Annotated in this window: 20 protein-coding genes and 1 pseudogene; 11 read left to right on the plus strand and 10 right to left on the minus strand. The window is 70.7% G+C overall.

The genetic code is table 11. The annotated features are described in order from the left end of the window. Positions 1-17 precede the first annotated feature (17 nt). The 4 genes and pseudogenes from cobA to ACG02S_RS03430 form a co-directional block, all read right to left on the minus strand. Positions 18-767: a uroporphyrinogen-III C-methyltransferase gene (cobA, locus tag ACG02S_RS03415; RefSeq protein ID WP_394469039.1), complete on the minus strand. Its 750-nt coding sequence runs from the start codon at positions 765-767 to the stop codon at positions 18-20. After that, a complete protein-coding gene (locus ACG02S_RS03420; RefSeq protein ID WP_394469040.1) occupies positions 764-3,514 on the minus strand; it encodes a nitrate reductase in 2,751 nt (916 codons plus the stop codon). The genes cobA and ACG02S_RS03420 overlap by 4 nt, the downstream gene beginning before the upstream one ends. 22 nt (positions 3,515-3,536) lie before the next feature. Beyond that, on the minus strand, positions 3,537-4,310 hold the full coding sequence (locus tag ACG02S_RS03425; protein ID WP_394469041.1) for a type IV pili methyl-accepting chemotaxis transducer N-terminal domain-containing protein: 774 nt from the start codon (positions 4,308-4,310) through the stop codon (positions 3,537-3,539). A gap of 45 nt (positions 4,311-4,355) precedes the next feature. Further along, positions 4,356-5,570: pseudogene (locus ACG02S_RS03430) on the minus strand (NAD(P)/FAD-dependent oxidoreductase); the annotation flags it as partial. A 318-nt stretch (positions 5,571-5,888) separates the two neighbouring features. Here ACG02S_RS03430 and ACG02S_RS03435 point away from each other — a divergent pair. Continuing rightward, positions 5,889-7,637: a bifunctional protein-serine/threonine kinase/phosphatase gene (locus ACG02S_RS03435; protein ID WP_394469042.1), complete on the plus strand. Its 1,749-nt coding sequence runs from the start codon at positions 5,889-5,891 to the stop codon at positions 7,635-7,637. Between the two features lie 13 nt (positions 7,638-7,650). Here ACG02S_RS03435 and ACG02S_RS03440 read toward each other — a convergent pair whose 3' ends face one another. Beyond that, a complete protein-coding gene (locus tag ACG02S_RS03440; RefSeq protein ID WP_394469043.1) occupies positions 7,651-8,904 on the minus strand; it encodes an MFS transporter in 1,254 nt (417 codons plus the stop codon). A 179-nt stretch (positions 8,905-9,083) separates the two neighbouring features. Here ACG02S_RS03440 and ACG02S_RS03445 point away from each other — a divergent pair, with 179 nt between their 5' ends. The 5 genes from ACG02S_RS03445 (at position 9,084) to ACG02S_RS03465 (ending at position 15,276) form a co-directional block, all read left to right on the plus strand. After that, positions 9,084-10,346 (plus strand): ANTAR domain-containing response regulator, encoded by a 1,263-nt coding sequence (locus ACG02S_RS03445; RefSeq protein WP_394469044.1) that lies wholly within the window; start codon positions 9,084-9,086, stop codon positions 10,344-10,346. A gap of 235 nt (positions 10,347-10,581) precedes the next feature. Next, entirely contained in the window at positions 10,582-11,478 is an 897-nt protein-coding gene (locus tag ACG02S_RS03450) for a dioxygenase family protein (RefSeq protein ID WP_394469045.1), read from the plus strand. Between the two features lie 145 nt (positions 11,479-11,623). Then, complete coding sequence (locus tag ACG02S_RS03455; protein ID WP_394469046.1) at positions 11,624-12,340, plus strand: response regulator; 717 nt, start codon at positions 11,624-11,626, stop codon at positions 12,338-12,340. Then, on the plus strand, positions 12,334-13,467 hold the full coding sequence (locus tag ACG02S_RS03460) for an ATP-binding protein (protein WP_394469047.1): 1,134 nt from the start codon (positions 12,334-12,336) through the stop codon (positions 13,465-13,467). Before ACG02S_RS03455 ends, ACG02S_RS03460 begins: the two co-directional genes overlap by 7 nt. A gap of 267 nt (positions 13,468-13,734) precedes the next feature. Then, positions 13,735-15,276 (plus strand): methyl-accepting chemotaxis protein, encoded by a 1,542-nt coding sequence (locus tag ACG02S_RS03465; protein ID WP_394469048.1) that lies wholly within the window; start codon positions 13,735-13,737, stop codon positions 15,274-15,276. A gap of 39 nt (positions 15,277-15,315) precedes the next feature. Here the strand turns inward: ACG02S_RS03465 and ACG02S_RS03470 are convergent, their stop codons facing one another. From ACG02S_RS03470 to ACG02S_RS03485, 4 genes are all read right to left on the minus strand, one after another. Further along, positions 15,316-16,116 (minus strand): ABC transporter ATP-binding protein, encoded by an 801-nt coding sequence (locus ACG02S_RS03470; RefSeq protein WP_394469049.1) that lies wholly within the window; start codon positions 16,114-16,116, stop codon positions 15,316-15,318. A 4-nt stretch (positions 16,117-16,120) separates the two neighbouring features. After that, entirely contained in the window at positions 16,121-17,032 is a 912-nt protein-coding gene (ntrB, locus tag ACG02S_RS03475; RefSeq protein ID WP_394469050.1) for a nitrate ABC transporter permease, read from the minus strand. A 2-nt stretch (positions 17,033-17,034) separates the two neighbouring features. Beyond that, positions 17,035-18,285 (minus strand): CmpA/NrtA family ABC transporter substrate-binding protein, encoded by a 1,251-nt coding sequence (locus ACG02S_RS03480; RefSeq protein ID WP_394469051.1) that lies wholly within the window; start codon positions 18,283-18,285, stop codon positions 17,035-17,037. Positions 18,286-18,638: 353 nt separating this feature from the next. Then, positions 18,639-19,256, minus strand: coding sequence for an ANTAR domain-containing response regulator (locus tag ACG02S_RS03485; protein ID WP_394469052.1), 618 nt, complete (start codon positions 19,254-19,256; stop codon positions 18,639-18,641). Positions 19,257-19,428: 172 nt separating this feature from the next. Between ACG02S_RS03485 and ACG02S_RS03490 the strand changes: the two genes are divergently transcribed. The 5 genes from ACG02S_RS03490 (at position 19,429) to ACG02S_RS03510 (ending at position 22,620) form a co-directional block, all read left to right on the plus strand. Next, positions 19,429-20,028: a PEP-CTERM sorting domain-containing protein gene (locus ACG02S_RS03490; RefSeq protein ID WP_394469053.1), complete on the plus strand. Its 600-nt coding sequence runs from the start codon at positions 19,429-19,431 to the stop codon at positions 20,026-20,028. Positions 20,029-20,192: 164 nt separating this feature from the next. Beyond that, complete coding sequence (locus ACG02S_RS03495; protein ID WP_394469054.1) at positions 20,193-20,534, plus strand: hypothetical protein; 342 nt, start codon at positions 20,193-20,195, stop codon at positions 20,532-20,534. A 161-nt stretch (positions 20,535-20,695) separates the two neighbouring features. Next, complete coding sequence (locus ACG02S_RS03500) at positions 20,696-21,859, plus strand: sensor histidine kinase (RefSeq protein WP_394469055.1); 1,164 nt, start codon at positions 20,696-20,698, stop codon at positions 21,857-21,859. Beyond that, positions 21,856-22,191, plus strand: a complete 336-nt coding sequence (locus tag ACG02S_RS03505; RefSeq protein ID WP_394469056.1) for a LytR/AlgR family response regulator transcription factor — start codon at positions 21,856-21,858, stop codon at positions 22,189-22,191. Before ACG02S_RS03500 ends, ACG02S_RS03505 begins: the two co-directional genes overlap by 4 nt. Positions 22,192-22,296: 105 nt before the next feature. Further along, positions 22,297-22,620, plus strand: a complete 324-nt coding sequence (locus ACG02S_RS03510) for a LytTR family DNA-binding domain-containing protein (RefSeq protein ID WP_394469057.1) — start codon at positions 22,297-22,299, stop codon at positions 22,618-22,620. On the opposite strand, the gene ACG02S_RS03515 is transcribed toward ACG02S_RS03510, so the two are convergent. Beyond that, positions 22,607-24,823 (minus strand): molybdopterin-dependent oxidoreductase, encoded by a 2,217-nt coding sequence (locus tag ACG02S_RS03515; RefSeq protein WP_394469058.1) that lies wholly within the window; start codon positions 24,821-24,823, stop codon positions 22,607-22,609. The two genes, ACG02S_RS03510 and ACG02S_RS03515, sit on opposite strands and share 14 nt — an antisense overlap. Positions 24,824-24,832: the final 9 nt, after the last annotated feature.

Raw genomic sequence — 24,832 nt, forward strand, 5'->3', positions numbered from 1 at the left:
AGGTACGGCACAAGCATTCAACCGTTGACCTGTTGCGCCTGAGAAATGGCAGCTGGCACGGCATGCGCAGCGACCTCGCCGATGATCAGCAGCGCCGGGCTCGCCAGCCCTTCGCGCGCAATGCACCTGGGCAGGTCGGCGAGCGTCGTCACTGCATGGCGCTGCTGTGCCGTGTGCACCGCGCTGACGATGGCCGCGGGCAGCTCGGCGCGCAGGCCGGCGGCCAGCAGCTGGGCGGTGATGTGCGCGGCGCGGGCCACGCCCATGTAGATGACCAGCGTGAGCCCCGTACGGGCCAGCGCCGCCCAGTCCGGCTCGGTGCGGCCCTCGCCCGGGTGGCCGGTGACGAGGATGACGCCGGGGCTGGCGCGGCGGTCCGTGACGGGGATGCCCACCGCGGCGGGGCCGGCGATGCCGCTGGTCAGACCTGACACCACCTCGACGTCCAGGCCTGCCTCGCGCAGCGCGTCCGCCTCCTCGCCGCCGCGGCCGAACACGAAGGGGTCGCCGCCCTTGAGCCGCACGACGCGGTGGCCGGCGCCGGCCTCTTTAATCATCAGCGCGTGGATGAAGTGCTGGTCCGTACTGATGCAGCCGCCACGCTTGCCCACGCGCAGCAGCCGGCCCTTGACGAGGGCCAGCACGCGCGGGTCGATGAGGTCGTCGGCCAGCACGACATCGGCGCCTTCGATGCGCTTTAACGCGCGGACGGTCAGCAGCTCGGGGTCGCCCGGACCCGCGCCCACCAACGAGACCACATGGTTCATGCCGGCATCTCCTCGGGTGTGGTGGCGACCAGGCGGCGCAGCGTCGGCAGACAGGAGCCGCATTGCGTGCCGCAGCGCTTTTCGCTCTGCAGCTGCGCGAGGCGCTCGGCCGGGCTGCCACTGCAGCGGGACAGCGTGAGGCGGATGACGTCCTCGCGCACGTCGAAGCAGTTGCAGACCTGCGGGCTGGCCGCAGCGGCGGGGGTGCTGGGCGGGTTGCCGGGCGACAGCAGCCAGCGGCCCGCGCTGGCGGCGGCGCGGCCGTCGCGCCACAGGTCCACCAGCCAAGCGCCTTCGTCCAGCCGGCCCACGCGCAGCAGGGCCTGCAGCGGGGCCGTGTCCGGCGTGCCTTCGGCCAGCTTCAGCAGGCGCAGCCGGCCGCGGCCGGCGTCGGCGTAGCACAGCACGCTGCGCTCGCCCAGGCCCAGCAGCGTGGTCAGATCAGCAATCAACTCGGCGGCGGGTGTCTTGGCGGCGGCGGCCTCGAAGGCCCAGCCGACCCGGCCGGACTGCGTCGGCTCAGGCAGGCAGTGCGCATAGCCGAAGCGCGGCATCAGCCCACGCAGTGCGGCGCGCAGCGTGGCGCCCTGCTCGGGGGCGACCCAGGCGCAGGCGCTGACGCGCCAGGGCAGGTGGGCGGGCGCGATGGCGACGGCGCTGAACTTCAGCTCGGGCTGGCGCGAGTCGGGGCAGAGCGCGCCATGCGTGAGCGCATTGACGCCCTGCTGCGCGCCGACGAATTCGTCGCCCCAGTGCATCGCGATGTCGGCGCGGGCGGGGGCGATGTTGGCGTCCAGCTTCACGGGCAGCACCAGCTCGCCGCGCTGCGAGCGCACGTGCACCAGGTCGCCATCGGCCAGCGTGCCGGCGTCGGCGGGGTTCAGCCGCACCAGCGGCCGGCCGTCATGCGCGAACAGGCCCGGCACGCTGCCGCTGCGGCTCATGCCGTGCCACTGGTCGCGCAGTCGGCCGGTGGTCAGTGCGAATGGATGGTCAACGCCGGTTGCTTCGGCCGTCGGCACATAGGGTCGGGCGACGAAGCGGGCGCGGCCGTCGGCGGTGGCGAAGCGGCCGTCGGTGTAGAGGCGTGGCGTCGGGCCGCTGACATAGGGCCACTGCTGCGGGCCGTCGCGCTCCAGCACGGCCCAGGACAAACCGGTGATATCCAGATCGCGGCCGCGTGTGGCCTCGCGGTGCTCCAGCCACAGGTCTTCGGCACAGCCGGCCGCCAGGCGCGGCGCGCGGCCCAGGCCAGCGTCGATCAGCGCGGCGATGTCGCGCACGATGAGCCAGTCAGCGCGTGAGTCGCCCGCGGCGGGCACGGCGGCGCGTACGCGGCTGATGCGGCGCTCGCTGTTGGTGACGGTGCCTTCCTTCTCGCCCCAGGTGGCGGCGGGCAGCAGGTAGTCGGCGTAGCGGGCGGTGGCGGTGTGCGCGAACGACTCCTGCACGATGACCAGATCGCAGCGCGCCAGCGCCGCGCGCACCGTGGCCTGGTCGGGCATGGACTGGGCGGGGTTGGTGCAGGCGATCCAGATCGCCTTGATGTCACCGCGCGCGGCGGCCTCGAACATCTCGACGGCCGTGAGGCCGCGCTTGGACGGCAGGTCGGGCACGTTCCACAGCGCCGCCACCTCCGCCCAGTCGGCGGCCTGGGCCGGATCGCGGTGACCCGGCAGCAGCGTGGCCATGCCGCCACTCTCGCGGCCGCCCATCGCGTTGGGTTGGCCGGTCAGCGAGAACGGGCCGGCGCCCGGCTTGCCGATCTGGCCGGTGGCCAGGTGCAAGTTGATCAGCGCGGTGTTCTTCGCAGTGCCGGCACTGCTCTGGTTCAGGCCTTGGCAATACAGGCTGAGGCTGCTCGGTGACGTCGCGAACCATTCGGCGGCTTGCCAGATGTCGGCTTCGTTCACGCCGCAGACCTCAGCAGCGCGTGCCGGCGGCCAGTCGGCAGCCAGCGCTTGCACGGCGTCGAAACCGTCGGTGTGCTGCGCGATGAAATCGGGCGCCGTCCAGCCGCGCGTGATGCAGGCGTTCAGCAGGCCCAGACACAGCGCGACGTCGGTGCCAGGCGCGAGCTGCAGGTGCAGGTCGGCCAGCTCGGCGGTCTCTGTGCGGCGCGGGTCGATGACGATGAGCTTGTGGCCCGCCGGACTTTCCAGCCGGGCCGTGCGCGCGGCTTCGAGACGCCGGAACAGGATGGGGTGGGCCCAGGCCGGGTTGGCGCCGCTGACCAGGATGCAGTCCGCCCGCTCGATGTCCTCGTAGCTGCAGGGCGGCGCATCGGCACCCAGCGACTGCTTGTAGCCGACGACGGCCGAACTCATGCACAGCCGCGAGTTGGAGTCGATGTGCGGCGTGCCGATGACGGCGCGCGCCAGCTTGTTGAACGCGTGGTAGTCCTCGGTCAGCAGCTGGCCCGAGATGTAGACGGCGATGGCCTCCGGGCCGTGCGCGGCGCGGATGGCCAGCAGCCGCTCGGCGATCTCGCGGTTGGCTTGCGCCCAGCTGATGGCCTCGGGGGTGCCGCCGCGCGCGCTGCGCCTCTGCGGCTCGCGCAGGCGCTGGTGCTGCAGCACGACGGGCGTGGCCGTCAGGTGCAGGTTGGTGCCCTTGGTGCACAGCCGGCCGAAGTTGGCCGGATGGTCGGGGTCGCCGCGCACGCCGGTGATCTGCGTGCCGTCGTGCTCGATGACGACGCCACAGCCGACACCGCAGTAGGGGCAGGTGGACTTGGTCTCTTGCATGTTGTCGTCGTCCCGGTCGGCGCTACGCGAGTGCCCGCGCGAACTGACCCGTGACCGTCTCCATGACGGCCAGCAGGTTCTCACTGGCCGTGAACACGTCGTTGGCGGCCTGCGCGGTCTGGCTCTGGCTGCCCAGCGCGTTCTTCAGGAACAGCCACTGGCCTTGCGCCAGCGTCAGGTTGTCGCGGATGGCGGCCGTGGCCTCCGGCGCGCTGTTCAGCGTCTGCATGGCCTGCTCGAACTCGCCGCTGGACCGCGCGGTCTCCCGCTGCACCAGGTCCATCCGTGCGCCCTGCTGGCGGGCCAGGAAGAACAGTGCCAGCCGCTGCGACAGCATGCGCTGGCGACCCGACAGGTTGACCAGCCGCGCCGTCGCGGCGCTGGAATGCTCCTGCAGCTGCGTGGTGGCCACGTGGGCCAGGTTCAGTACCTCGCTGGAGCGCTTCAGCAGCTCGTTGACCTGCTCGCGGTCGGGCGCCGTCAGCAGCAGCGCGCGGTAGTCGCCGAAGCGGTGCAGCAGCGCCTTGTAGCTGCCGGTGATCTGCGGTGTCGGCGCAAAGGCCAGCAGCTCCTTCAGCTGGCGCTCGAAGCGCGCGGCGCTGTCGTCGAGCACCTGGCGGGCGCGCGGCGCCAGCTCGGGTTGCAGCAGGCCAAGCCAGGCCTTGCCCATGCGCTGGCTCAGCATGCGCTGCGCGCCGGCCTTGTCGATGGCGTCGCCCAGTTGCGCGATGCGCGCGTGTGCAGGCAGCGCGAGGCCCACAGGCAGGGCGGCCAGCAGCAGGGTGCGTCGTTGCATGTGCATCGCCCGTCAGGCCGCCGTAACGGCGTCGGTGGCGTAGTCCTCGCCGAACATCAGCCGGTCGCGGATGGCGCTGATGTCGCGCTTCTCGCGCAGCAGCCGGAAGTACCAGCCGCCGTCCGCCGTGTCGCCGTACAGGCAGGCGCCCACCAGCTGGTCGTTCTGGATCACCAGCTTCTTGTAGACGCCGGTGAACGGGTCGCTCAGCACGATCTCCTCGGTGCCCGAGCCGCCGCCGAAGTTGCCGGCCGAGAACAGGTCGATGCCGGTGACCTTGAGCTTGGTGGAGACGTCGGAGCCGAGGTAGCGGCCGATGCCGAACTGCGCCAGGTGCGTGGCCAGCACCTGGCCTTGCTCGAAAAGGGGCGCGACCAGGCCGTAGGCGATGCCGCGGTGCGCGGCGCATTCGCCCACCGCGTAGATGCGCGGGTCGGTGACGGTCTGCAGCGTGTCGGTGACGACGATGCCGCGGTTGCACAGCAGGCCGCTGCTCTCGGCCAGCGCGGTGTTGGGGCGCACGCCGGCCGCCATTACCACCAGGTCGGCCGGCAGCTCGGCGACGCTGCCGTCGGCCAGCTTCAGCTGCAGCGCCCGCACGCGACCGTCGTCGTTGCCCAGCAGCGCCTGCGTCTGCGCGCCCAGTCGGAAGTCCAGCCCGCGCGCCACCAGCGAGTCGCGCAGCAGCGCGCCGGCCTCGGTGTCCAGCTGGCGGTCCAGCAGCGAGTCCGCGAGGTGCACCACGGTGACCTGCATGCCGCGCAGCATGAGCCCGTTGGCGCCCTCCAGCCCCAGCAGGCCGCCGCCGATGACCACCGCGTGGCGGTACTTCGTGGCCGCGTCGATCATTGCCTGCGTGTCGGCGATGTCGCGGTAGGCGATGACGCCCGTCAGCTCCTTGCCCGGCACCGGCAGCACGAAGGGGTTGGAGCCGGTGGCGATCAATAGGCGGTCGTAGCCGGCGGTCGTGCCGTCCTCGGCGATGACCTGGCGGCGCTGGCGGTCGATGCGCGTGACCTTCTTGCCCAGGTGCAGCGTGATGCCGTGCGTCGCATACCAGGACAGCGGGTTCAGCACGATCTCGTCCAGCGTCTGCTCGCCGGCCAGCACGGGCGACAGCAGGATGCGGTTGTAGTTGGGGTGCGGCTCCGCGCCGAACACGGTGATGTCGTACAGGTCGGGGGCGATCCTCAGCAGTTCCTCCAGCGTGCGCACGCCGGCCATGCCGTTGCCCACCATCACGAGCTTCAACTTCTTCATGCGCACTCACCTGCTTGCCTGGTCTGCCCCTTGCTTTGCAAGGCATGTGCCAGCGAAGAAGCTGGCCTCCAGACCTGCCGCAGCGTGAAAGACGATCAGCGGCGCCCCACGCCGAAGCGGTTCATGGCCCGGTGCGGGTGCACTCATCCCGAAAATGGTGCCTCTCGCTCAGCCCGCACCTGCTGAACGCAGGCGGGCTGATCGGTCCCCCGAGGGGACGGTGATGCTCGCGGCGTTGAGCCGCTCGCACATCGCCATGGCGGGCCGGCTTGACGCGGCCCGGCGCTCGGCCCGCACAACACAAGACCGTCCACACCCATGCGCTTCGAACTCGACACCGGGCTGTCCAGCCAGCAAGGCAAGCGGCCGCGCAATGAAGACTTCGCCGGCGTGCAGGCGCCCGCCGCCCACGAGGTGGAGCGCGGCTGGGTGGCGGCGCTGGCAGATGGCGTCAATGGGGCCGAGGGCGGCAACGGCGACGGCCTGATGGCCGCGCAGACCTCGGTGATGAGCCTGCTGCGCGACTTCCACGGCGTGCCGGCAGACTGGGACACCAGCGTCGCGTTGGACCGCCTGCTGGGCCATCAGAACGCGTGGCTGGCGTCGCACAATCGCCGCCCCGGCCCGGACGGCCAGCCGCGCGAGGCGCTGACCACGCTGACCGCCGTGGCGCTGCGCGGGCGCCGCTATGCGCTGGCCCACATCGGCGACAGCCGCGCCTGGCTGTTGCGCGACGGACAGTGCCTGTTGCTGACGCAGGACCACCGCATGGAGCGTCGTGACTTCGCCGGCCTGACGCGCGCGCTGGGCCTGGACGAAGCGCTGCGGCTGGACCACAGCGCCGGCGAGCTGAAGGTGGGCGACCGTCTGCTGCTGACCAGCGACGGCGTGCACGACGCGCTGCGGAGCCGCCAGATCGCCGACCTGCTGCGCGCCACGCCCGGCGCGCAGGCCGCCGCTGACGCGCTGACAACCGCCGCGCTCGCCGCCGGCAGCGCGGACAACGCGACCGCGCTGGTACTGGACATCCGCGACCTGGCCGGCCCGGGCTTTGACGATCTCGCCGCGCTGGGCCGCACGCTTCCCAGTCCGGGCCAGCTGGGTGTCGGTGCGGTGCTGGACGGCTACCAGGTCACGGCGCTGGTGGCCGACAACGGCGTGCACCGGCTGCTTCAGGCGCGTGAGCTGGCGTCGGGCCGGTTGGTGGCGCTGAAGATGCTGCGCCCAGGCCGCGCCGACGACCCCGAGGAGCGCGCCATGCTGGCGCACGAGATCTGGCTGGGCCTGCGGTTGGCCGAGGCGCCGCGCCACCGGCGCCGTGGTGGTGACAGCGGCTTCGTGCGCGTGCATCCGCCGGCCTACGGCGCCACGCATTTCTACGCCGTGTTCGACTGGCATGGCGGCCAGACGTTGGAGCAACTGCTGGCCAAAGGGCTGCTGGACGTGGCGCAGGCGCAGGCGCTGGGCGGCGCGGTCGCGCGATCGCTGAGCCTGCTGCATGCGGCCGGCGTCATCCACCGCGACATCAAGCCGGCCAACCTGCACCTGGGCGACGACGGCCAGTGGCGCGTGCTGGACCTGGGCGTGGCGCTGAGCCCGCGCGCGCCGGCCTCGATGCGCGAGCTGCATGCCGGCACGCCCAGCTACATCAACCCCGAGCAGTGGCAGGACCCGCCGCTGCCGGCCGACGCCGGTAGCGACCTGTTCGCGCTGGGCGTCACGCTGTACCAGGCGCTGACCGGCCGGCTGCCCTATGGCGAGATCGAGCCCTACCAGCTGGCGCGCTACCGGCGCGAGCCGGCCAGCGTCAGCCGGCTGCAGCCCAGCGCGCCGATGCCGCTGGACCGGCTGGTGATGAAGGCGGTCGCGCGAGATGCGAGGACGCGCTTCGAGACCGCCGACGAGCTGCTGCTGGCGCTGGAACGGCTGGCTGCGCGGGACCAGCCCGCGGCGGCGCGGGCGGCCCGGGCGCTCCCTGATGGCGTGAGCGGCTGGCAGGTGGCGCTGGCGATCTCGGCGCTGCTGAATCTGTTGTTGATCGCCTGGCTGGTGTTCCTGCCGCGCTGAGCGGCGCTGGCGCTCAGACGCGCTGGTAGCTCACCGGCTCGTCCGCGCTGGCAGACACGCGGCGCGCCCGCCCGCCCTTCTCGGCCCAGGTGCGCGTCCAGCGGATCTGCATGACCCGCATGACGCCAAGCATCAGCACCGACAGCACGGCGAACACGACGAAGCCCCACAGGTAGGTGCCCAGGTACTGCTTGGACAGCCCCATCAGATTGGGCACCAGGCCGCCGCCCAACGCGCCGATCTCGCCGATCATCGAGCCCGCCACGGCCGTGGCCGCCGGCCAGCGCAGCGGAACGAGCTGGAACAGCGCGCCATTGCCCGCGCCCAGCGCGGCGAAGCAGACGATCAGCAACAGCGTGGTCAGCACCAGCGAGGCGCTGGCCAGGCCCACGCCGACCAGCGCGATCGCCACCGCCAACAGCACCCCGGTCAGCATGTTGACGCCGCCCCAGCGGTCCGACATCCAGCCGCCAACCACGCGCACCGCTGCGCCCATGAAGGCCGCCAGCATCGTCAGCTGCCCGGCCTGCACCTTGGAGACGCTGAACTGGTCGTGGTAGTAGGTGGGCAAGAAGGTGATGAGGCCGATGAAGCCGCCGAAGGTCACGCCGTAGATCAGGCTGAAGGCCCAGCCGTCCTTCTCGAACAGGCATGCCACGTGCTCGCGCATGGAGGCGTGGCTGTCCACATCCGGCGGCTCCTTGGCGAAGACGATCATCACGAGCATGGGCAGCAGGATCGCCGCCGCGGCGAACGCGTAGACCGTCTGCCAGCCATAGGCTTGAGCCAGAGGCGGTGCCACCAGCACCGACACCGCCGTCCCCACGTTGCCCGCACCCACCAGGCCCATCGCCAGGCCCTTGTACTGCGGCGGATACCAGCCCGAGCCCAGGCTCAGCGCGACGCCGAAGCTCGCTCCCGCGATGCCCAGCAGCACGCCCATCGCCAGCAGGTCGTCGTAGCTCTGCACCATGAAGTAGCCGTACAGCATCGCCACGGCGATCAGCGCCATCTCCACCAGCGTCGCGTTCTTGCGGCCGATGTACTGCGACAGCAGTCCCAGCGGAAAGCGCATCAGCGCGCCGGCCATGATGGGAATCGACAGCATCAGCCCCTTCTGAGCCGGCGTCAGGTGGTAGGCCTCGCTGATGAAGGGCGCCAACGCGCCGTTCAGCACCCAGATGCAGCAGGAGAAGGCGAAATAGAGGAAGGCTGCGATCAGCGTGGGGCTGTGACCGGCGTTCTTGAAGCTCAGGGGGGCGGACATCGGGGCTCTACCGTGCGGGCCGCGCCCGCCCGCGCCCACCCACAGGTCGCGTGCCAGGGCGGCAGGGGCGTCGCAGCGGGGAGGGGCCTGCACCATTGCAGGCACCACGTGCTGGCACACGCAAGCCGCGTGCCCATCTGTGCTCATGGGCTGGCCTGGTTCTTGCGCCGTTTTGGGGCGTGACCTCCCCGACCCTACCCGACAGCCCCATTCCCTCTTCCGTGACGCCGCTGCTGTGCAGTCCAGGACTGCCGCCCCAGGCGCCCGGCCTGCAGGCGCTGGGCTGGCCACTGTGCACCGTTTCAGAGCTGGCCGCCGCAGACGATGAACCGGCGCTGGGCGTTCTTTGGTGCCCGGACTGCACCGCCTTGGCGCAGGCGCTGCACTCGGAACGGGCCTTCGGCCTGCCGGTGGTGCTGGTCTCGCCACCACCCACGGCCGAGCAGCGCCGGGCGCTGCTGGCGCGCGGCGTGCTGCAGTGGCTTCCGGCGGAGTGCGATGCCGCCCAGCTGGACCAGGCGCTGCAGTGGGCACGGGGTCTGGCGGCGCTGCTCCAGGCGCGCGACAGCGCCGCGCAGGCCAAGCTGGATGAACGCAAGTGGACCGAGCGGGCCAAGGGCCTGCTGATGCAGGCGCGCGGCATCGACGAGGCTGCCGCCTTCGCGCTGCTGCGCAACACCGCGATGCAGACGCAGGCCAAGCTGCCCGAGGTGGCGCGCGGCGTGGTGCGCACGTCGGAGCTGGCCGAGGCGCTGGAGCGCGCCGGCGCGCAGCGCATGCTGAGCCAGCGCCTGGTCAAGCTGCAGGCGCTGCGCCAGTGGCCCAAGCTGGCGCCACCAGAGCGGCGCGAGGCGCAGGGGCTGCTGGACGGCTCGCGCGAACGCTTGGCGGCCAACCTCTCGCGGCTGGGCGAACTGCTGCGCTACGAGCTGGCGGAGGAACTGGCGGCGGTTGCGGGCGCCTGGACGCAGCTGGACGCCGCGCTGGCCAGCCGCCAGCCCGACCTGGCCCGCAGCGACCGTGCCGCGCAGCGGCTGCTGGAGACCAGCGAGACACTGGTGGCGCGGCTGTCCGAGCGCGCCGGCCAGCGCCCGGTGGGCCTGCTGGCGCAGGTCACGCGGCTACGGTTGCTGAGCCAGCGGTTGGCCAAGGAGGGTCTGCTGGCGCAGGTGCAGCCCGGCCATGACACCAGCGGGCTGGCTGCGGGCCTGGATCAATTCATCAAGGCCTACGACGAGGTCCGCGCAACGCCGCTGGCCGGCCCGGCGCTTCAGCCGGCCTTCGCTGCGGTGGACGAGGCCTGGCTGGTGCTGCTGCGCGGCCTGCGCGTGGAGCAGGGCGACGCGGTGCAGCGCATGCACCAGGGGAGCGAGCGGTTGCTTCAGGCGTTGGAAGACTTGATCCGGGCGTTGCAGGGCTCGTTGCAGTTGATTCTGGGGTGAGGGGTTTTCGCGGGCCGGGCGCTGGGCCGCTCCCGAGCCGGCCCGCCTTGGGCGATGTGCGAGCGGATCAATGTCGCGAGCATCGCCGTCCCACAGGGTATGGACTGATCGCGCCCGCGTTCAGCGGTGCGAGACCGGGCGAGGGCCTCTATGTCCGCCCCGACACAATCTGCCGATCCCTCCGATACATCCCGGCGGTGCAATGCCTCCATCCGACCATCTCGAAGGAGACACCATGCACCCGAACGACGACCACGACCTTGGCCTGGCCCATGACCTGAACCGCCTGCAGCAGCAGGCCCTGCAACGCCGGGTCGCGCTGCGCTGGCTGCTGGGCGCCGGCGCCGTCGGCGTGGTGGGCAGCGGCGCCCTGGCACTGGCCGGCTGCGGCGGCGGGGGCAGCGACGAAACGGCATCGACCAGCACCTCAAGCGGCAGCACCGGCACGGGCTCCACAGGCGGCAGCACCGGCACCACCGCCAGCGGCTGCTCCGTCATCCCCAGCGAGACCGAAGGCCCCTACCCGGGCGACGGTTCCAACAGCTCGGGAGGCAGCATCGCCAACGTGCTGGCGCTGTCCGGCGTGGTGCGCAGCGACATCCGCTCCAGCATCGCCGGGGCCAGCGGCACGGCCACGGGCGTGCCGCTTCAGGTCATCATCGAGCTTGTGAACACCAATGCCGCCTGCGCCGATCTCTCGGGCTACGCCATCTACCTGTGGCATTGCGACGCGCTGGGCCGCTACTCCATGTACTCCAGCGGCGTGACCGGCGAGAACTACCTGCGCGGCGTGCAGGCCACGGCCGCCGACGGCACGGCCACCTTCCAGACCATCTACCCCGGCTGCTATGCCGGCCGCGTGCCGCACATGCACTTCGAGATTTACCGCAGCACCAACACGGCTACCAACTGGAACAACAAGCTGCGAACCTCGCAGCTGTGCTTCCCGTCTGATGTCAACAGCGCCGTCTACGCCACCAGCGGCTACGGGCAGAGCGCGGCCAACAACAACGCCATCAGCCTCAGCAGCGACGGTATCTTCAGCGACGGCTACACGACCCAGCTCGCCAGCGTCACCGGCTCGGTCAGCGCCGGCTACGTGGCCACCTTGAGAGTAGGTATCGCAGCGTGAGCGCCGTGTCGGGCCGCCACAAGCAAGCTCGCTCCCGCTCGGCGGGAGTAAGCCCGCACATGGGATGCCCTGATGGAATTCCGTGCCTGGCGAACGTCTGGCCGATCCGTCGGCCAGGCAAGGCCGCAGGCCGAAGGGTGCACGAGTGATTGGGCATTGCCTGGTCGTCGATGACGACGCCGAGATCCGCACCAGCCTGAAGGCGTATCTGAACGGCTACGGCTGGCAGGTCAGCGCGGCGGGCGACGGCCAGGTGATGCGGCAGATGCTGGCGGCTGCCCGGCCCGACGTCATCGTGCTGGACCTGATGCTGCCCGGCGAGGACGGCCTGGCGCTGCTGCGCTGGCTGGGCACGCAGCCCGACGCACCGCCGGTGCTGATGCTGACCGCGCGCGGCGACACGATGAGCCGCGTCATCGGCCTGGAGCTGGGCGCCGACGACTACCTGGCCAAGCCGTTCGAGCCGCGCGAGCTGGTGGCGCGGCTGCAGGCGCTGGTGCGGCGCCGCCACAAGGGGCTGAATCAGGGGGTGGACGACGACACGCGGCTGCTGCGCTTCGGCCGCTGGCGTTTCGACCGCCTGGCGCGCCAGCTCATCAGCGCCGATGACGTGGGCATCGCGCTGTCCAGCGCCGAGTTCCGGCTGCTGGCCGCCTTCGTGCAGCGCCCGGGCCGCGTGTTGAGTCGTGACCAGCTCATCGAGCTGACCCGCGCGCCCGGCGTGGAGGTCAACGACCGCAGCATCGACCTGGCCGTCTCTCGGCTGCGCGCCAAGCTGGGTGACACGGCACGCGAGCCGGCGCTGATCCGCACCGTGCGCGGTGAGGGCTATCTTTTCGACGCCGAGGTAAGCCCATGCTGAGCCGCTTCAAGTTCAGGGAATGGGACCGCCTGGGTCTGCGGTTGTTCCTGCTGATGTGGGCGGCGCTGGCGCTGAGCCACCTGGCGGCGTGGACGCTGGTGTCGCAAACTTTGCCGGGCCCCGGCGGCGCGCCGCCCAGCCCGCCGCCCCATGCCGAAGGCCGCCCGCCGATGCCGCCGCCGCACGACGGCTTCGACGGGGCCGGTCCGCCTGCGCGAGCCGGGCAGCCGGCTGCGCACGTGCCGACGTTTCCGTCGCTGCCGCCCGACCTGCCCTGGGGCGCGAGCCTGATCGACTACGGCGTGCGCCTGCTGGTCATCGCGCTGGCGGCGTGGTGGGGCTCGCGCTGGCTGGCCCGCCCGGTGCGGCGCCTCGTCAGCGCGGCGCAGCAGCTCACGCCGGCGCTGGCCCAGGGGCGCCCGGCTCCGCTGCTGGCCGAGGACGACGGCACGCGCGAGGTGCGCGAGGCCGCGTCGGTGTTCAACCGCATGGCCGCCGAGCTCGGCGGGCAATTCGAGGAGCGCGGGCTGATGATGGCCGCCATCTCGCACGATCTGCGCACGCCGCTGACCCGCATGCGGCTGCGGCTGGAGACCGGCGAAGTGGAGACGCAGGTGCGCGATCGCTGCATCGACGACCTGCGCGAGATGAACCGCCTGGTGGAGAGCGTCATCGATGTGTTCCGCCCCGCCGACGTGCTGCCCACTCAGCGCGTGGACCTGGCAGCGCTGGCGCAGTCGGCCGTTGACGACCTGGCCGAGATGGGCGCCCGCATCTCGTTCGACGGGCCGCCGGCCGTCATCATCGGCGACCCCGTCGCGTTGCGCCGCGTGGTCGACAACCTCGTGGGCAATGCGTTGCGCTATGCCGGCAGCGCCCGCGTGCGCGTCGACCTGGCGGCGGGCGTCACGCGGCTGGTGGTGGAGGACGACGGCCCGGGCATCCCCGAGGCCGAGCTGGAACGGGTGCGCCAGCCCTTCCGGCGCGTCGAGGGCTCGCGCAACCGCGAGACGGGCGGCACGGGCCTGGGCCTGTACATCGCGCAGCAGCTGGTGCGCCGCCAGGGCGCAGTGCTGACGCTGAGCAACCGGGCCGAGGGCGGGCTGCGGGCCGAAGTGGTGTTCTGACGCAGCCGCCCGCACGCGGGCGGCTGTTCGGCAGGCGGTCACTGCAGGTGATGCCGCGATGTACACGTGATGTAGTGCACGTCACCCGTGTTGCATTCCCGAAGGCAACAGCGATGATCCCGGGCAAAGAACGAATGCCGCCGCGACTGCGGGCCGGTCTGCATCGGGAGACGCCTTCGCAACGATGGTCTCTCGTGACTGCGCGCAGGGCGCCGCTGGTGGCCGTGTGCCGCCGGCGTTTCAAACCCCTGCAAGGAGACGATGACCATGAACGCACTCACCCGACTGAAGCTGGGGGCCCGGCTGGCGACCGGCTTCGGGTTCCTCATCCTGCTGAGCGTCATCACCGCAGCGATCGGTGTGGGCCGCATTAACGCCGTGCGCGACGTTGCCGACCGGCTGGGAACGCGCGACGCCGAGCTGGTCACGCTGACACAGGGGTGGCTGCGCGCGATCGAGTCGAACACCGCGCGCACTTGGGTGGTGTTCTTCGCCACCGACGCCGAGGTCGTGAAGCGCGTCAAGGGCGACATGCAGGAGACCGTGACCGAGCAGACCGCGCGCCTCAAGCGCCTGGACGCGCTGATCACCACCGACGACAAGGCCAAGCAGCTGATCGCGGAGATCACCGCGCAGCGCAACGAGTTCCAGGCCATGCGCAACGCGCTGATGAAGCGCAGGGACGCCGGCGAGGACGTGGGGGGTGAGGTGATTGCCAAGGTCTTCCCGGCCGCGCAGCAATACCTGGGCGCGGTGCGCAAGCTGGTCGACTACCAGTCGGCTCAGATGGAGACGACGCGCCGCGAAGCCGAGGCCGCGGCGCAGCAGGGCACCTGGGTGCTCGCGGCGGGCTGCGCGCTGGCCGCGCTGGCAGGCATTGGACTGGCCGTAGCGATTGCGCGGTCCATCACTGTGCCGGTGCGCGCGGCGCATGTCGCCGCCGAGGCGATTGCGGCGGGTGACCTGAGCGCCCGACTGGATGCGACCAGCAACGACGAGATCGGCCAGCTGATGCAGGCGATGGCGCGCATGGCCGAGTCGCTGCGCCAGATCGTCGGGACCGTGCGCGCAGCGTCCGACTCGATTGCCACCGGTGCCAGCCAGATTGCGACCGGCAACGCCGACCTGAGCCAGCGCACCGAGGAGCAGGCCAGCAACCTGCAGCAGACGGCGTCGTCGATGGAGGAACTGTCGTCCACCGTGCGCAACAACGCGGACACCGCCAACGCCGCGAAGGGCCTGGCCGAGGACGCCAGCCGGGTGGCGCGTCAGGGCGGGGAGGCGGTAGCGCAGGTGGTGGGCACGATGGAGGCCATCACCACCAGCTCCCGCAAGATCAGCGACATCATCGGCACCATCGACGGCATTGCGTTCCAGACCAACATCCTGGCGCTGAACGCGGCCGTGGAGGCCGCGCGGGCCGGCGAGCAGGGGCGCGGGTTTGCCGTGGTGGCCGGCGAGGTCCGCCTGCTCGCGCAGCGCAGCGCCGAGGCGGCCAAGGAGATCAAGACACTGATCAACGACAGCGTCGAGAAGGTCGAGACCGGCAGCCGGCAGGTGGTCGACGCCGGCCGCACGATGGACGACATCGTCGCGCAGGTGCGCCGCGTGAACGACCTGATCACGGAGATCAGCAGCGCGACGAGCGAGCAGACCACCGGCATCGGCCAGGTCAGCGACGCCGTGCAGCAGCTGGACCAGGTGACGCAGCAGAACGCCGCCCTGGTGGAAGAGAGCGCCGCCGCGGCAGACAGCCTGAATCAGCAGGCCTCGAAGCTGGTCGAGGCCGTCAGCGTGTTCCGGGTGTGACCGAGGCGGCGGGCAATGCCCGCCGTGCTCTGTGAAATCTCAAGCCGCCTGCTCGACGTGCGCGTGCCGCGTGTACAGGAAGTCGATGACCTCCTTGCGCGCCGCGACGTAGCGCGGGTCCTCGGCCAGTTCGACGCGGGCGCGCGGTCGCGGGATTTCCACGCTGAGGATCTCGCCGATGGTGGCGGCCGGGCCGTTGGTCATCATGACGATGCGGTCCGACAGCAGCACGGCCTCGTCCACGTCGTGCGTGACCATGACGACCGTGCTCTGCGTGCGGGCGACGATCTTCAGCAGCTCGTCCTGCAGCTTGGCGCGGGTCAGGGCGTCCAGCGCGCCGAAGGGCTCGTCCATCAGCAGCACCTTGGGCTCCATCGCCAGCGCGCGGGCGATGCCCACGCGCTGCTTCATGCCTCCGGAGACTTCGTGCGGGCGCTTGTGCAGCGCATGGCTCATGCCCACCAGCTCCATCGCCGCACGCGCGCGCATCCTCAGCTTGGCCGTGGGCTCCTTGCCGCCGAACACCGACTCCACCGCCAGCAGCACGTTCTCCAGGCAGGTCAGCCAGGGCAGCAGCGAGTGGTTCTGGAACACGACGGCGCGCTCGGGGCCGGGCGCGGCTATTTCTCGGCCGTCGCAGATCAGCACGCCCGACGTGGGTTGCAGCAGGCCGGCGATGAGGTTCAGCAGCGTGGACTTGCCGCAGCCCGAGTGGCCGATCAGCGTGATGAACTCGCCGCGCTGCACGTCGAGGTTGACGTTCTGCAGCGCGTGGAACTTGCCTTTGCGGGTCGTGAACACCATCTCGGCGTTCTGGACCTGGATGAAGGGCTTGGTCATGGCATCAGTCCTCGAAGGTGAAGTGCTTGGCGAGAGACATCAACATCCATTCGAGCAGCAGGCCCACGATGCCGATGACGAAGATGGCGATGATGATGTGCTTGACGTTGAGGTTGTTCCACTCGTCCCACACCCAGAAGCCGATGCCCACACCGCCGGTCAGCATCTCGGCCGCGACAATGACGAGCCATGCAGTGCCCACCGACAGGCGCACGCCGGTCAGCACGTACGGCAGCACCGCGGGCAGCAGGATCCGCGTGATGACCTTCCACTCGCTGAGCTTGAGCACGCGGGCCACGTTCAGGTAGTCCTGCGGCACACGCTGCACGCCGACCGCCGTGTTGACCACCATGGGCCAGATCGAGCAGATGAAGATGGTCCAGATCGCGGCCGGGTTGGCGCTCTTGAACGCCAGCAGGCCGATGGGCAGCCAGGCCAGCGGCGACACCGGCTTCAGCAGCGCGATCAGCGGCGACACCATGCGGCTGGCAAACGTGAAGCGGCCGATGATGAAGCCCAGCGGGATGCCCACCAGCGCGGCTAGGCCGAAGCCCATGCCCACGCGCGACAGCGAATTCAGGATGTTCCAGCCGATACCTTGGTCGTTGGGGCCGTTGCTGTAGAACGGGTCGGAGAACAGCACCACCGCGGCGGCCCAGGTCTCTGCGGGCGTCGGGAAGCTGCCGCCCTTCATTGTCGCCAGCGCCCAGACGCCGACCAGCAGCGCGAGGCTGAGCACCGGTGGCAGCACGGTCAATGCGATGCCGCGCCAATCGATGGGATCACGCGGAGGCTTCTTGACCTTGGCCGGCGAGGCCTCGTTGGCGGCGACGGTGGGCCGGCTGACGGTGGTGCATGGCGTGGCCGCCGCCGGTGTGACTTCGTCGCGGGGGGAATGGAAGACTGCAGAAACCATGATCAGGCCGCCTTGATCTTGAAGCTGTCGGCGTACTTCGCCGGGTCCTTGCCGTCCCACACCACGCCGTCCATCAGCTTGGCGGTACGGAAGTCACTTTTGGGCACGCTGATGCCCAGCGCACCGGCGGCCTGCTTGTAGAGCGCCGTCTGGTTGATCTGCCTGGCCACCGCGAGGTAGTCCGGGTGGGCCTTCAGCAGGCCCCAGCGCTTGTGCTGCGTCAGGAACCACATGCCGTCGCTGAGGTACGGGTAGTTCACCGCACCGTCGTTGAAGAACTTCATGTGGTTGGGGTCGTCCCAGGTCTTGCCCAGGCCGTTCTGGTAACGGCCCAGGATGCGCTGGTTGATCGCATCCACGCCGGTGTTGATGTAGGCCTTCTGCGCCACCGTCTCGGCCATCTTCAACTTGTTGGACAGGCTGGCGTCGATCCAGCGGCTCGCCTCCAGCACGGCCATCGTCACGGCGCGCGCGGTGTTGGGGTACTTCTTGACGAAATCGGCCGTGGTGCCCAGCACCTTCTCGGGGTGGTCCTTCCAGAGGTCCTGCGTCGTGTTGGCCGTGATGCCGATGCCGTCCATGATGGCGCGGTGGTTCCACGGCTCGCCGACGCAGAAGCCGTCCATGTTGCCCACGCGCATGTTGGCCACCATCTGCGGCGGCGGCACAGTGATGAGCTTGGCGCCCGCCAGCGGGTTGATGCCCGCCGCAGCCAGCCAGTAGTGCATCCACATCGCGTGGGTGCCGGTGGGGAAGGTGCCGGCGAAGGTGTATTCGCGCGGGTTCGCCGCCATCACCTTGGCCAGGCTGGGGCCGTCCACCGCGCCCTTGTCGGCCAGCGCCTTGGACAGCGTGATGGCCTGGCCGTTGTTGTTCAGGCTCATCAGCACGGCCATATCCTTCTTCGGGCCGGCGGTTCCTAGGTGCACGCCGTAGACCAGGCCGTACAGCACGTGGGCCATGTCCAGCTCGCCGTTGACGAGCTTGTCGCGCACGCCGGCCCAGGAGGCTTCCTTGGTGGGGATGATCTTGATGCCGTACTTCTTGTCGAAGCCCAGCACCGAGGCCATGACGACGCTGGCGCAGTCAGTCAGCGGGATGAAGCCGATGCGGACTTCCTCCTTCTCCGGCTTGTCCGAGCCCTGCGCCCACGCGCCACCGGCGACGCCGAGGGTGGGCAGGGCGGCGGCGGCAGCGATCAGGCTGCGGCGCTGCAGGTTGGGCGTGGCGGTCGAGTTATCGCTGGCGGTCATCACGGGCTCCTGAGTCATGCTGGGCTCAACGCCGTCGCGGCCGCGCTCCGCCCGCGCTGCCGGGCAGCGAAAGCGCAAATAGGGGAGTCGGACGTCGTTGTCCCGAAGTGCCGGCCGCTTCACAGCCGGCCGGCCCGAGAGACCTGCGCCATTGCAGGTCTCGATTCCTTTTCAGCAGGTTGCGTGCCAGCTTGCTCGCACGGTGATCAACGAGGTTTTGCACGCGCTTGGCGCAACGCAGCGGCCGCTGCGGGCGTTCTGCGCCGTGGCGGTGCGGGTGACGGGGCAATGGGTTGGTGCGGCGCGCCCCAGACCGGCGTGTGACGCTCCGGGTCCGGGACCGGCGCTGCCGTTCAGCGGGAGCGCAGCAGCTGGTCGGCGTCGATCAGGCGCGTGGCGACGGCAGCCAGCGTCTGGCCGCCATCCATCGCCAGTTGGCGCAGGCGCTGGAACGCGGCTTCTTCATCCAGGCCCTGCTCGCGCATCAGGATGCCGCGCGCCCGCTCCACCAGCTTGCGCTCGGCCAGCTGCGTCTGCGTCTGGCGCAGGTCGCGCTGCAGCGACTGGTCGTGCTCGAAGCGCGCGAGCGCCAGCTGCAGCAGCGCGCCCAGCCGCTGGGGCGGCAGGCCGGCCAGCTGCAGCGTGCTGATGCCCGCCTGCAGCGCGTCGCGCATCTGCGCGGCGCTCATCTGCTCGGCGAACAGCAGCACCGGCCGCGGCTGGCGGCGCAGCGCCTCGCCGAGTTGCTCCAGCAGCGCGGGCGTGGGCTGGTCGCAGTCGACGATGAGCAGTTCGGGCGCCTGCCGCGTCAGCGCATCGTCCAGCGCGGCGGGGCGCTCCACCAGGTCCAGCACGTCCACCAGCTGGCAGCGCAGCCGAATCAGCTCCAGGCGGATCACGGGGCTGCGGCGCTGGCCGGCGTCGGCCAGCAGCACGCGCAGGCCCGGCAAGGCGAAAAGGGACGTGTTCATGCCCCAGGGCAGTGCAAATTGCGTGCCGTCTGCCTTGCGGACGTGCGTTGGCCCCGCTCGGGAGGCTCCATGCGCCACCGCGGCGCATCCCCGTGAATACGGGGCCCGCGTGGTGGCTGCGGGGCGAGCGCACTGGCAGCATCGCTGCTTTCCACAATAACCAGGAGACACCATGCGATTCGTGCGGAATCTCGCCGCAGCGGCCATGTTGTGCTCGGCTCTCGCGCAAGCAGGAGCAGCCGTCATCAACTTCAACAGCTACACGCCGTTGTATGACTATTCGTCTCCGGTGATCAGCACGGACGGCTTTTTCTTCACCAGCACCTGCGACTGCCTGGGGGTGGAAGACCGTGCACCAGAGAGCGTGGGAGGCCAGCAGTTGCCGGGCGCCTACAACCGCACGGCGTCGCTGATCTACAGGGAAGATCCGCTCACCATCACGGCAGTGGGTGGCGCGGCCTTCTATCTGGACAGCCTGGAACTTGGCCTGAGCTGGTACGTGCCGGATGCGGACGTGGGCAGCCTTGTCACCGTGGCCTATGTGCTGGCCGCGGGCGGCAATGGCAGCGTCGATGCGGCGCTGGGACGCAGCTACACGACGCTGGCCGTGGGCCAGGACGTGCTGAGCGTCACCATCAGCGGCGGCCGCAGCTTCGGCTACGTGTCGCTGGACAACATGGTCGTCAACAACGTGCCGGAGCCCGAGTCGGCTGCGCTGGCACTGGTGGCCCTGCTGGGTGCGGGCGCTGCGCGGCGTTGCCGGCGGGCCTGAGCGGCGGCACAGGCGCCATCACGAGGCGCGGTTTCACGCATCTGGCGCTGGCTGGCCCCGGCCTGGGGCAGAAATCCAGGAAAACACGTATAGAAAAGCTGGCATGGGGTTTGCACTAGTGGGTTGCCGAGGCGACTGGCCTCGGGTTTAAAGGAGTACCCACCATGAAGAATCTGCGCCCGCTCACCCTGTCGGCCGCCCTGCTCGCCCTGATGACGCTGACCGCGCCCGCGAGTGCCCAAGAAACCACCGTGCCGGCCGCGACGGACCGCATCCTGCTGCGCCAGGCCCAGGGCGAGTACTTGCTCGACGATGGCCGCACGCTGAAGGTCCATGTCGGCGTGCGCCGCGTCGGCGTCGCGCTGGACGAGACGCCGCTGGAAAACTGGCGCGCCGAGAGCCACGAGCTGCTGGTCAGCCCCGACGGCATGCGCCGCGTGCGCCTGGTGCGCAACGTCGACGGCAGCGTGGACCGCGTGATGTTCGAGTTCGACCGCGTGCGTTGATCTCGCCGCCGGACGTCTCACACGCCGCCTTCGGGCGGCGTTGTCGCTTCTGGCTCGCCGCGATGCGAGTCATGCGGGCGCCGGCGCGTTTCGTGCACGCCCCGGCGTGCTTCGCCGGCTGACACGGGGCCCTGGGGTGGTGCGCCCCTAGAGTGCGCGGCATGGACACCCCCAACCCCCTTGCCCACGGCAACCGGCTCCAGCGCGCCTACTACCGCTGGGCGCTCCCTTACTACGATCGCTTCGGCCACCAGGACCCGATGCTGCGCGAGCGCGTCGAGCTGGTTGACGTCTACCTCTACTCCCGCCGCGGCTTGGGCGCCTGGGCCGCTTGGCTGTTGTGCCTCTTCGGCGGCGCGGCCTGGCTGCACGGCGGGGGCATGGGCCTAGCGCCGGCACTGGGGGTGCCCACGCTCATCATGGTCGGCCTGAGCATCGCGCTGCTGGGCGTTTGGCTGCGGCCGCAGCAGAAGCCGACGCGCATCGTCGGCGGCCTCATCGGCGGCGCGCTGCTGGGCAGCGTCAGCGTGCTGGTGGCCGTCAGCTTCGGCTGGGGCATGCAAGGCAAGAGCCTGGGCCTGAGCATCGCGTTGCAGGCGCTGAGCGCGTCCGCCGGCACGCTGATCCCGCTGGGACTGAGTTTCGCGCTGCTGCTGGTCGGCGTGGCGCGCGCCGGTCGCGCAGCCCGCGAAAGCCAGCTGGCCCGGCTGCAGCTGGTGGCCGAGCGCGACGCCGCCGCCCGCGCCGCTGCCGAAGCCGACCTGCGGCTGCTGCAGGCGCAGATCCGTCCACATTTCGTCTTCAACACGCTGGCCACGCTGCAGCACTGGGTGGACCGCCGTGACGAGCGCGCCGGCCCGCTGCTGCGCGAGCTGACCGGCTTTCTGCGCCGCAGCACCGAGCTGCTCGGCCGCAACACCGCGCCGCTGGCCGACGAGGTGCAGGCGGTGCGCCACTACCTGGCCATCCTGAGCGCGCGGCTGCAGGGGCGGGTGCAGGGCGAGGTGCACGTGGCTCTCGGGCTGGAGACGGAGCCGCTGCCGCCTGGCATGCTGCTGACGCTGGTGGAGAACGCCGTCCAGCATGGCCTGGAGCCCAAGATCGGCGATGGCCGGCTGCGGGTCGAGGCCGGCCGCGAGCCCAACGGCCGCTGGTGGCTGCGCGTCGACAACGACGGGCTGGGCCTTGCCCCCGATGTCGCCGACGACGTGGGCCTGGCCAACCTGCGCCAGCGCCTGCGGCACCACTTCGGCGAGCGCGCCCGCTTCATGTTGCAGGCCCGGGCCGAGGGCGGCACGCGCGCCGAGATACTGATGGCCCCATGACCCGACTGCTGATTGCCGACGACGAACCCGCGCCCCGCGAGCAACTGGCCGACGCGCTGGCGCTGGCATGGCCCGATGCGCACATCGTGGCGCAGGCGACGCGCGGCGCCGATGCCTGGGACCAGTGGCTGGCCCACGAGCCCGACGTATGCTTCCTGGACATCCGCATGCCGGGCCTGTCGGGCATCGACGTGGCGCGGCGCATCGCCGGCCGCAGCGCCGTCGTGTTCGTCACCGCCTACGGCGACCACGCGCTGCAGGCCTTCGACGCCGGCGCCGTCGACTACCTCGTCAAGCCGCTGAACACCGAGCGCCTGGCCCAGACCGTCTAGCGGCTGGGCCAGCGCGTGCGGCGCCCGGCCGCGGAGGGAGACGGCCTGCAGCGGCTGCTAGCCCAACTGGCCAGTGCACAGCGCCGCCCCGCTTGACCCGAAACCTTGCAGGCCGGCGTGGGCAAGGAGGTGCGGCTGATCCGCATCGAGGACGTCATCTACTTCGAGTCCGACAGCCGCTACACGCGCGTCGTCTACGCGGACGGTGGCCATCAGTACGACGCGCTGCTGCGCACGCCGCTGAGAGACCTGCTGGCCCAGCTGCATCCCGCGCGCTTCCAGCAGGTGCACCGCAGCACCGTCGTCGCCAGCACGCAGATCGCCAGCGCGCTGCGCGACGACGACGGCGGCATGCGGCTGCGCCTGCGCGGCTCGGCCGACACGCTGACCGTGTCGCGTCCCTTCCAGGGCCTGTTCAAGGCACAGTGATCTCGACCGCGATGCCGCTCAGCACGGCATTGCCGCTGAGCGGGTCGCGGGCGGCGTCGTCGAGCAGCGCGTTCATGTTGACGCCGGGCCGCTCGCGCGCGACGGCGAGCTGCACGCCGTCCAGGTCGTGGCCCCAGCCATGCGGCAGGCTCACGACGCCGGGGCTCATGTCGGCGCTGCGCTCCACGCGCGCGACCAGCTCGCCGACGGCGCTCTTGACCTTAGCGAACTCGGCCAGCCCCAGCCGGTCCGCGTCGGCCGGGTGGACCAGCAGCGTGCAACGCTCGGGGCCCTTGGCCAGCACGGGCAGGTTGTGCATCCAGCTGTTGCCCGAGCGCGTGTCGCGCCGGCCGATGAGGCTGAACGCGGGCGCCGGGTCGGCCTTGACCTGCGCCAGGTCGGCGAGGATGGCGGGCGGCGCCAGCTCGATCCTGCCGCTGGGCGTGCGCAGCAGCTCGGGGATGCGCGGTGTCAGCGCGCCCAGGTCGATGCCACCGCCGTCGACGGTGCTCGCCGCCTTGACCTGGGCGAACTTGAGTCCGTCGGGCTGGCGGCCGAACTGGTCGCCATACGGGCCGACGCGCAGTTGCAGGTCGATCAGCCGCTCAGGGCCGCGCCACGGTTGCAGCGCCGCCAGCACGGCCGGCGCGTTGTCGCCGGCAAAGCGGCGCACGTCGGACGCGATGGCCTCGTCGTCGAGCTGCTGCACGTCCACACCCAGGCCGCGACCTTCCAGCAGCGCGCACAGGCGCAGGATGGTCTGCCACTCCTGCGGCGTGCCGGGCGCCGCGTCGAACACCGGCCCCGAGAAGCGCGCATGGTTGCGGTAGCTGAGCTGAGGGAAGGCCACGTCGAAGTGCAGGTCTTCCAGCGGCGACAGTCCCGGCAGGATCACGTCGGCATGGCGGGTGGTCTCGTTGACGTAGATGTCCAGGCTCAGCATGAAGTCCAGGCCGGCCAGCGCCTGCGCAAGTCGCGGGCCGTTGGGCGCTGACAGCACCGGGTTGCTGGCGATAGTGATCAGCGCTCGCACCTGGCCTTGCTGATCGGGGCTGTCGGGCGTCGTGATCTCCTCGGCCAGCACCGTGATCGGCAGCTCGCCGAACACCTCGGGCGCGCCGGACACACGGCTGTGGCGCCGGCCCGTCGTCACGCCCTTGCCACTTCCGGGCCGGCCTTGCGTGTTGGCCGCGAACGCGGCGGCCTTGGCGAACATCGCGCCGCCCTCGCGGTCCAGGTTGCCGGTCAGCACGTTGATGAGGTCCACCAACCACGAGTTCACGGTGCCGAAGCGCGTCGTGCAGGTGCCGATGCGGCCGTAGACCGCCGCACGCGGCGCCGCAGTCAGCTCGCGGGCGAGCCGGCGCTGCGTCGCGGCCGGGACGCCGCAGCCCGCGGCGGTGACTTCGGGCGCGAAGGGCAGCAGCGCCGCTCGCGCTTCATCCACGCCGTTGATGTGATCGGCCAGGCGGCCCAGCTTCACCAGCCCCTCGTCGAACATCGTGTGCGCGATGCCAGCCAGCAGCAGCGCGTCGCCGCCGGGGCGCACGGGCAGGTGTTCGTCCGCGCTGGCCGCCGTCTCGCTGCGGCGCGGGTCCACGACGACGATGCGCCCGCCACGTGCGCGCATCGCTTTGGCCTTGCCACGGTAGTCAGGCACGGTCCACAGGCTGCCGTTGCTGACCATCGGGTTGGCGCCCAGCATCAGCAGGTAGTCGCAGCGCTCGATGTCGGGCAGCGGGATGGACAGCCAGTGGCCGAACATCAGGCCTGCGCTGAGTTGCTTGGGCATCTGGTCTAGCGTGGACGCGCTGAACACGTTGCGCGTGCCGAGCGACCGCACCAGCCGCGGCGTGTAGGCCAGCAGGCTGACCTTGTGCGCGGCCGGGTTACCGATGCTCAAGCCCACCGCGTCGGCGCCATGTTGCGCGCGAAGCGGCAGCAGCCGGCGCTCGATCTCCGCGAAGGCCTCGTCCCAGCTCGCTTCGACGAAGACGCCGCCGCGCTTGATCAGTGGCGTGCGCAGCCGGTCAGGGTCCTCGTGCAAGTCTTTCAGGCTCACGCCTTTGGGGCACAGGTAGCCACGGCTGAAGACATCGTTGGTGGCGCCGCGGATGGCGATGACGCGCGTGCCCTCGGTCTTCACCTCCAGTCCGCAGCAGGCCTCGCACAGCGGGCAGATGCGGTAATGGCTGTCGGACATGGTGTGTCT

This window comes from Pelomonas dachongensis, from assembly GCF_043555865.1.
Taxonomy (GTDB): Bacteria; Pseudomonadota; Gammaproteobacteria; order Burkholderiales; family Burkholderiaceae_C; genus Pelomonas; species Pelomonas dachongensis.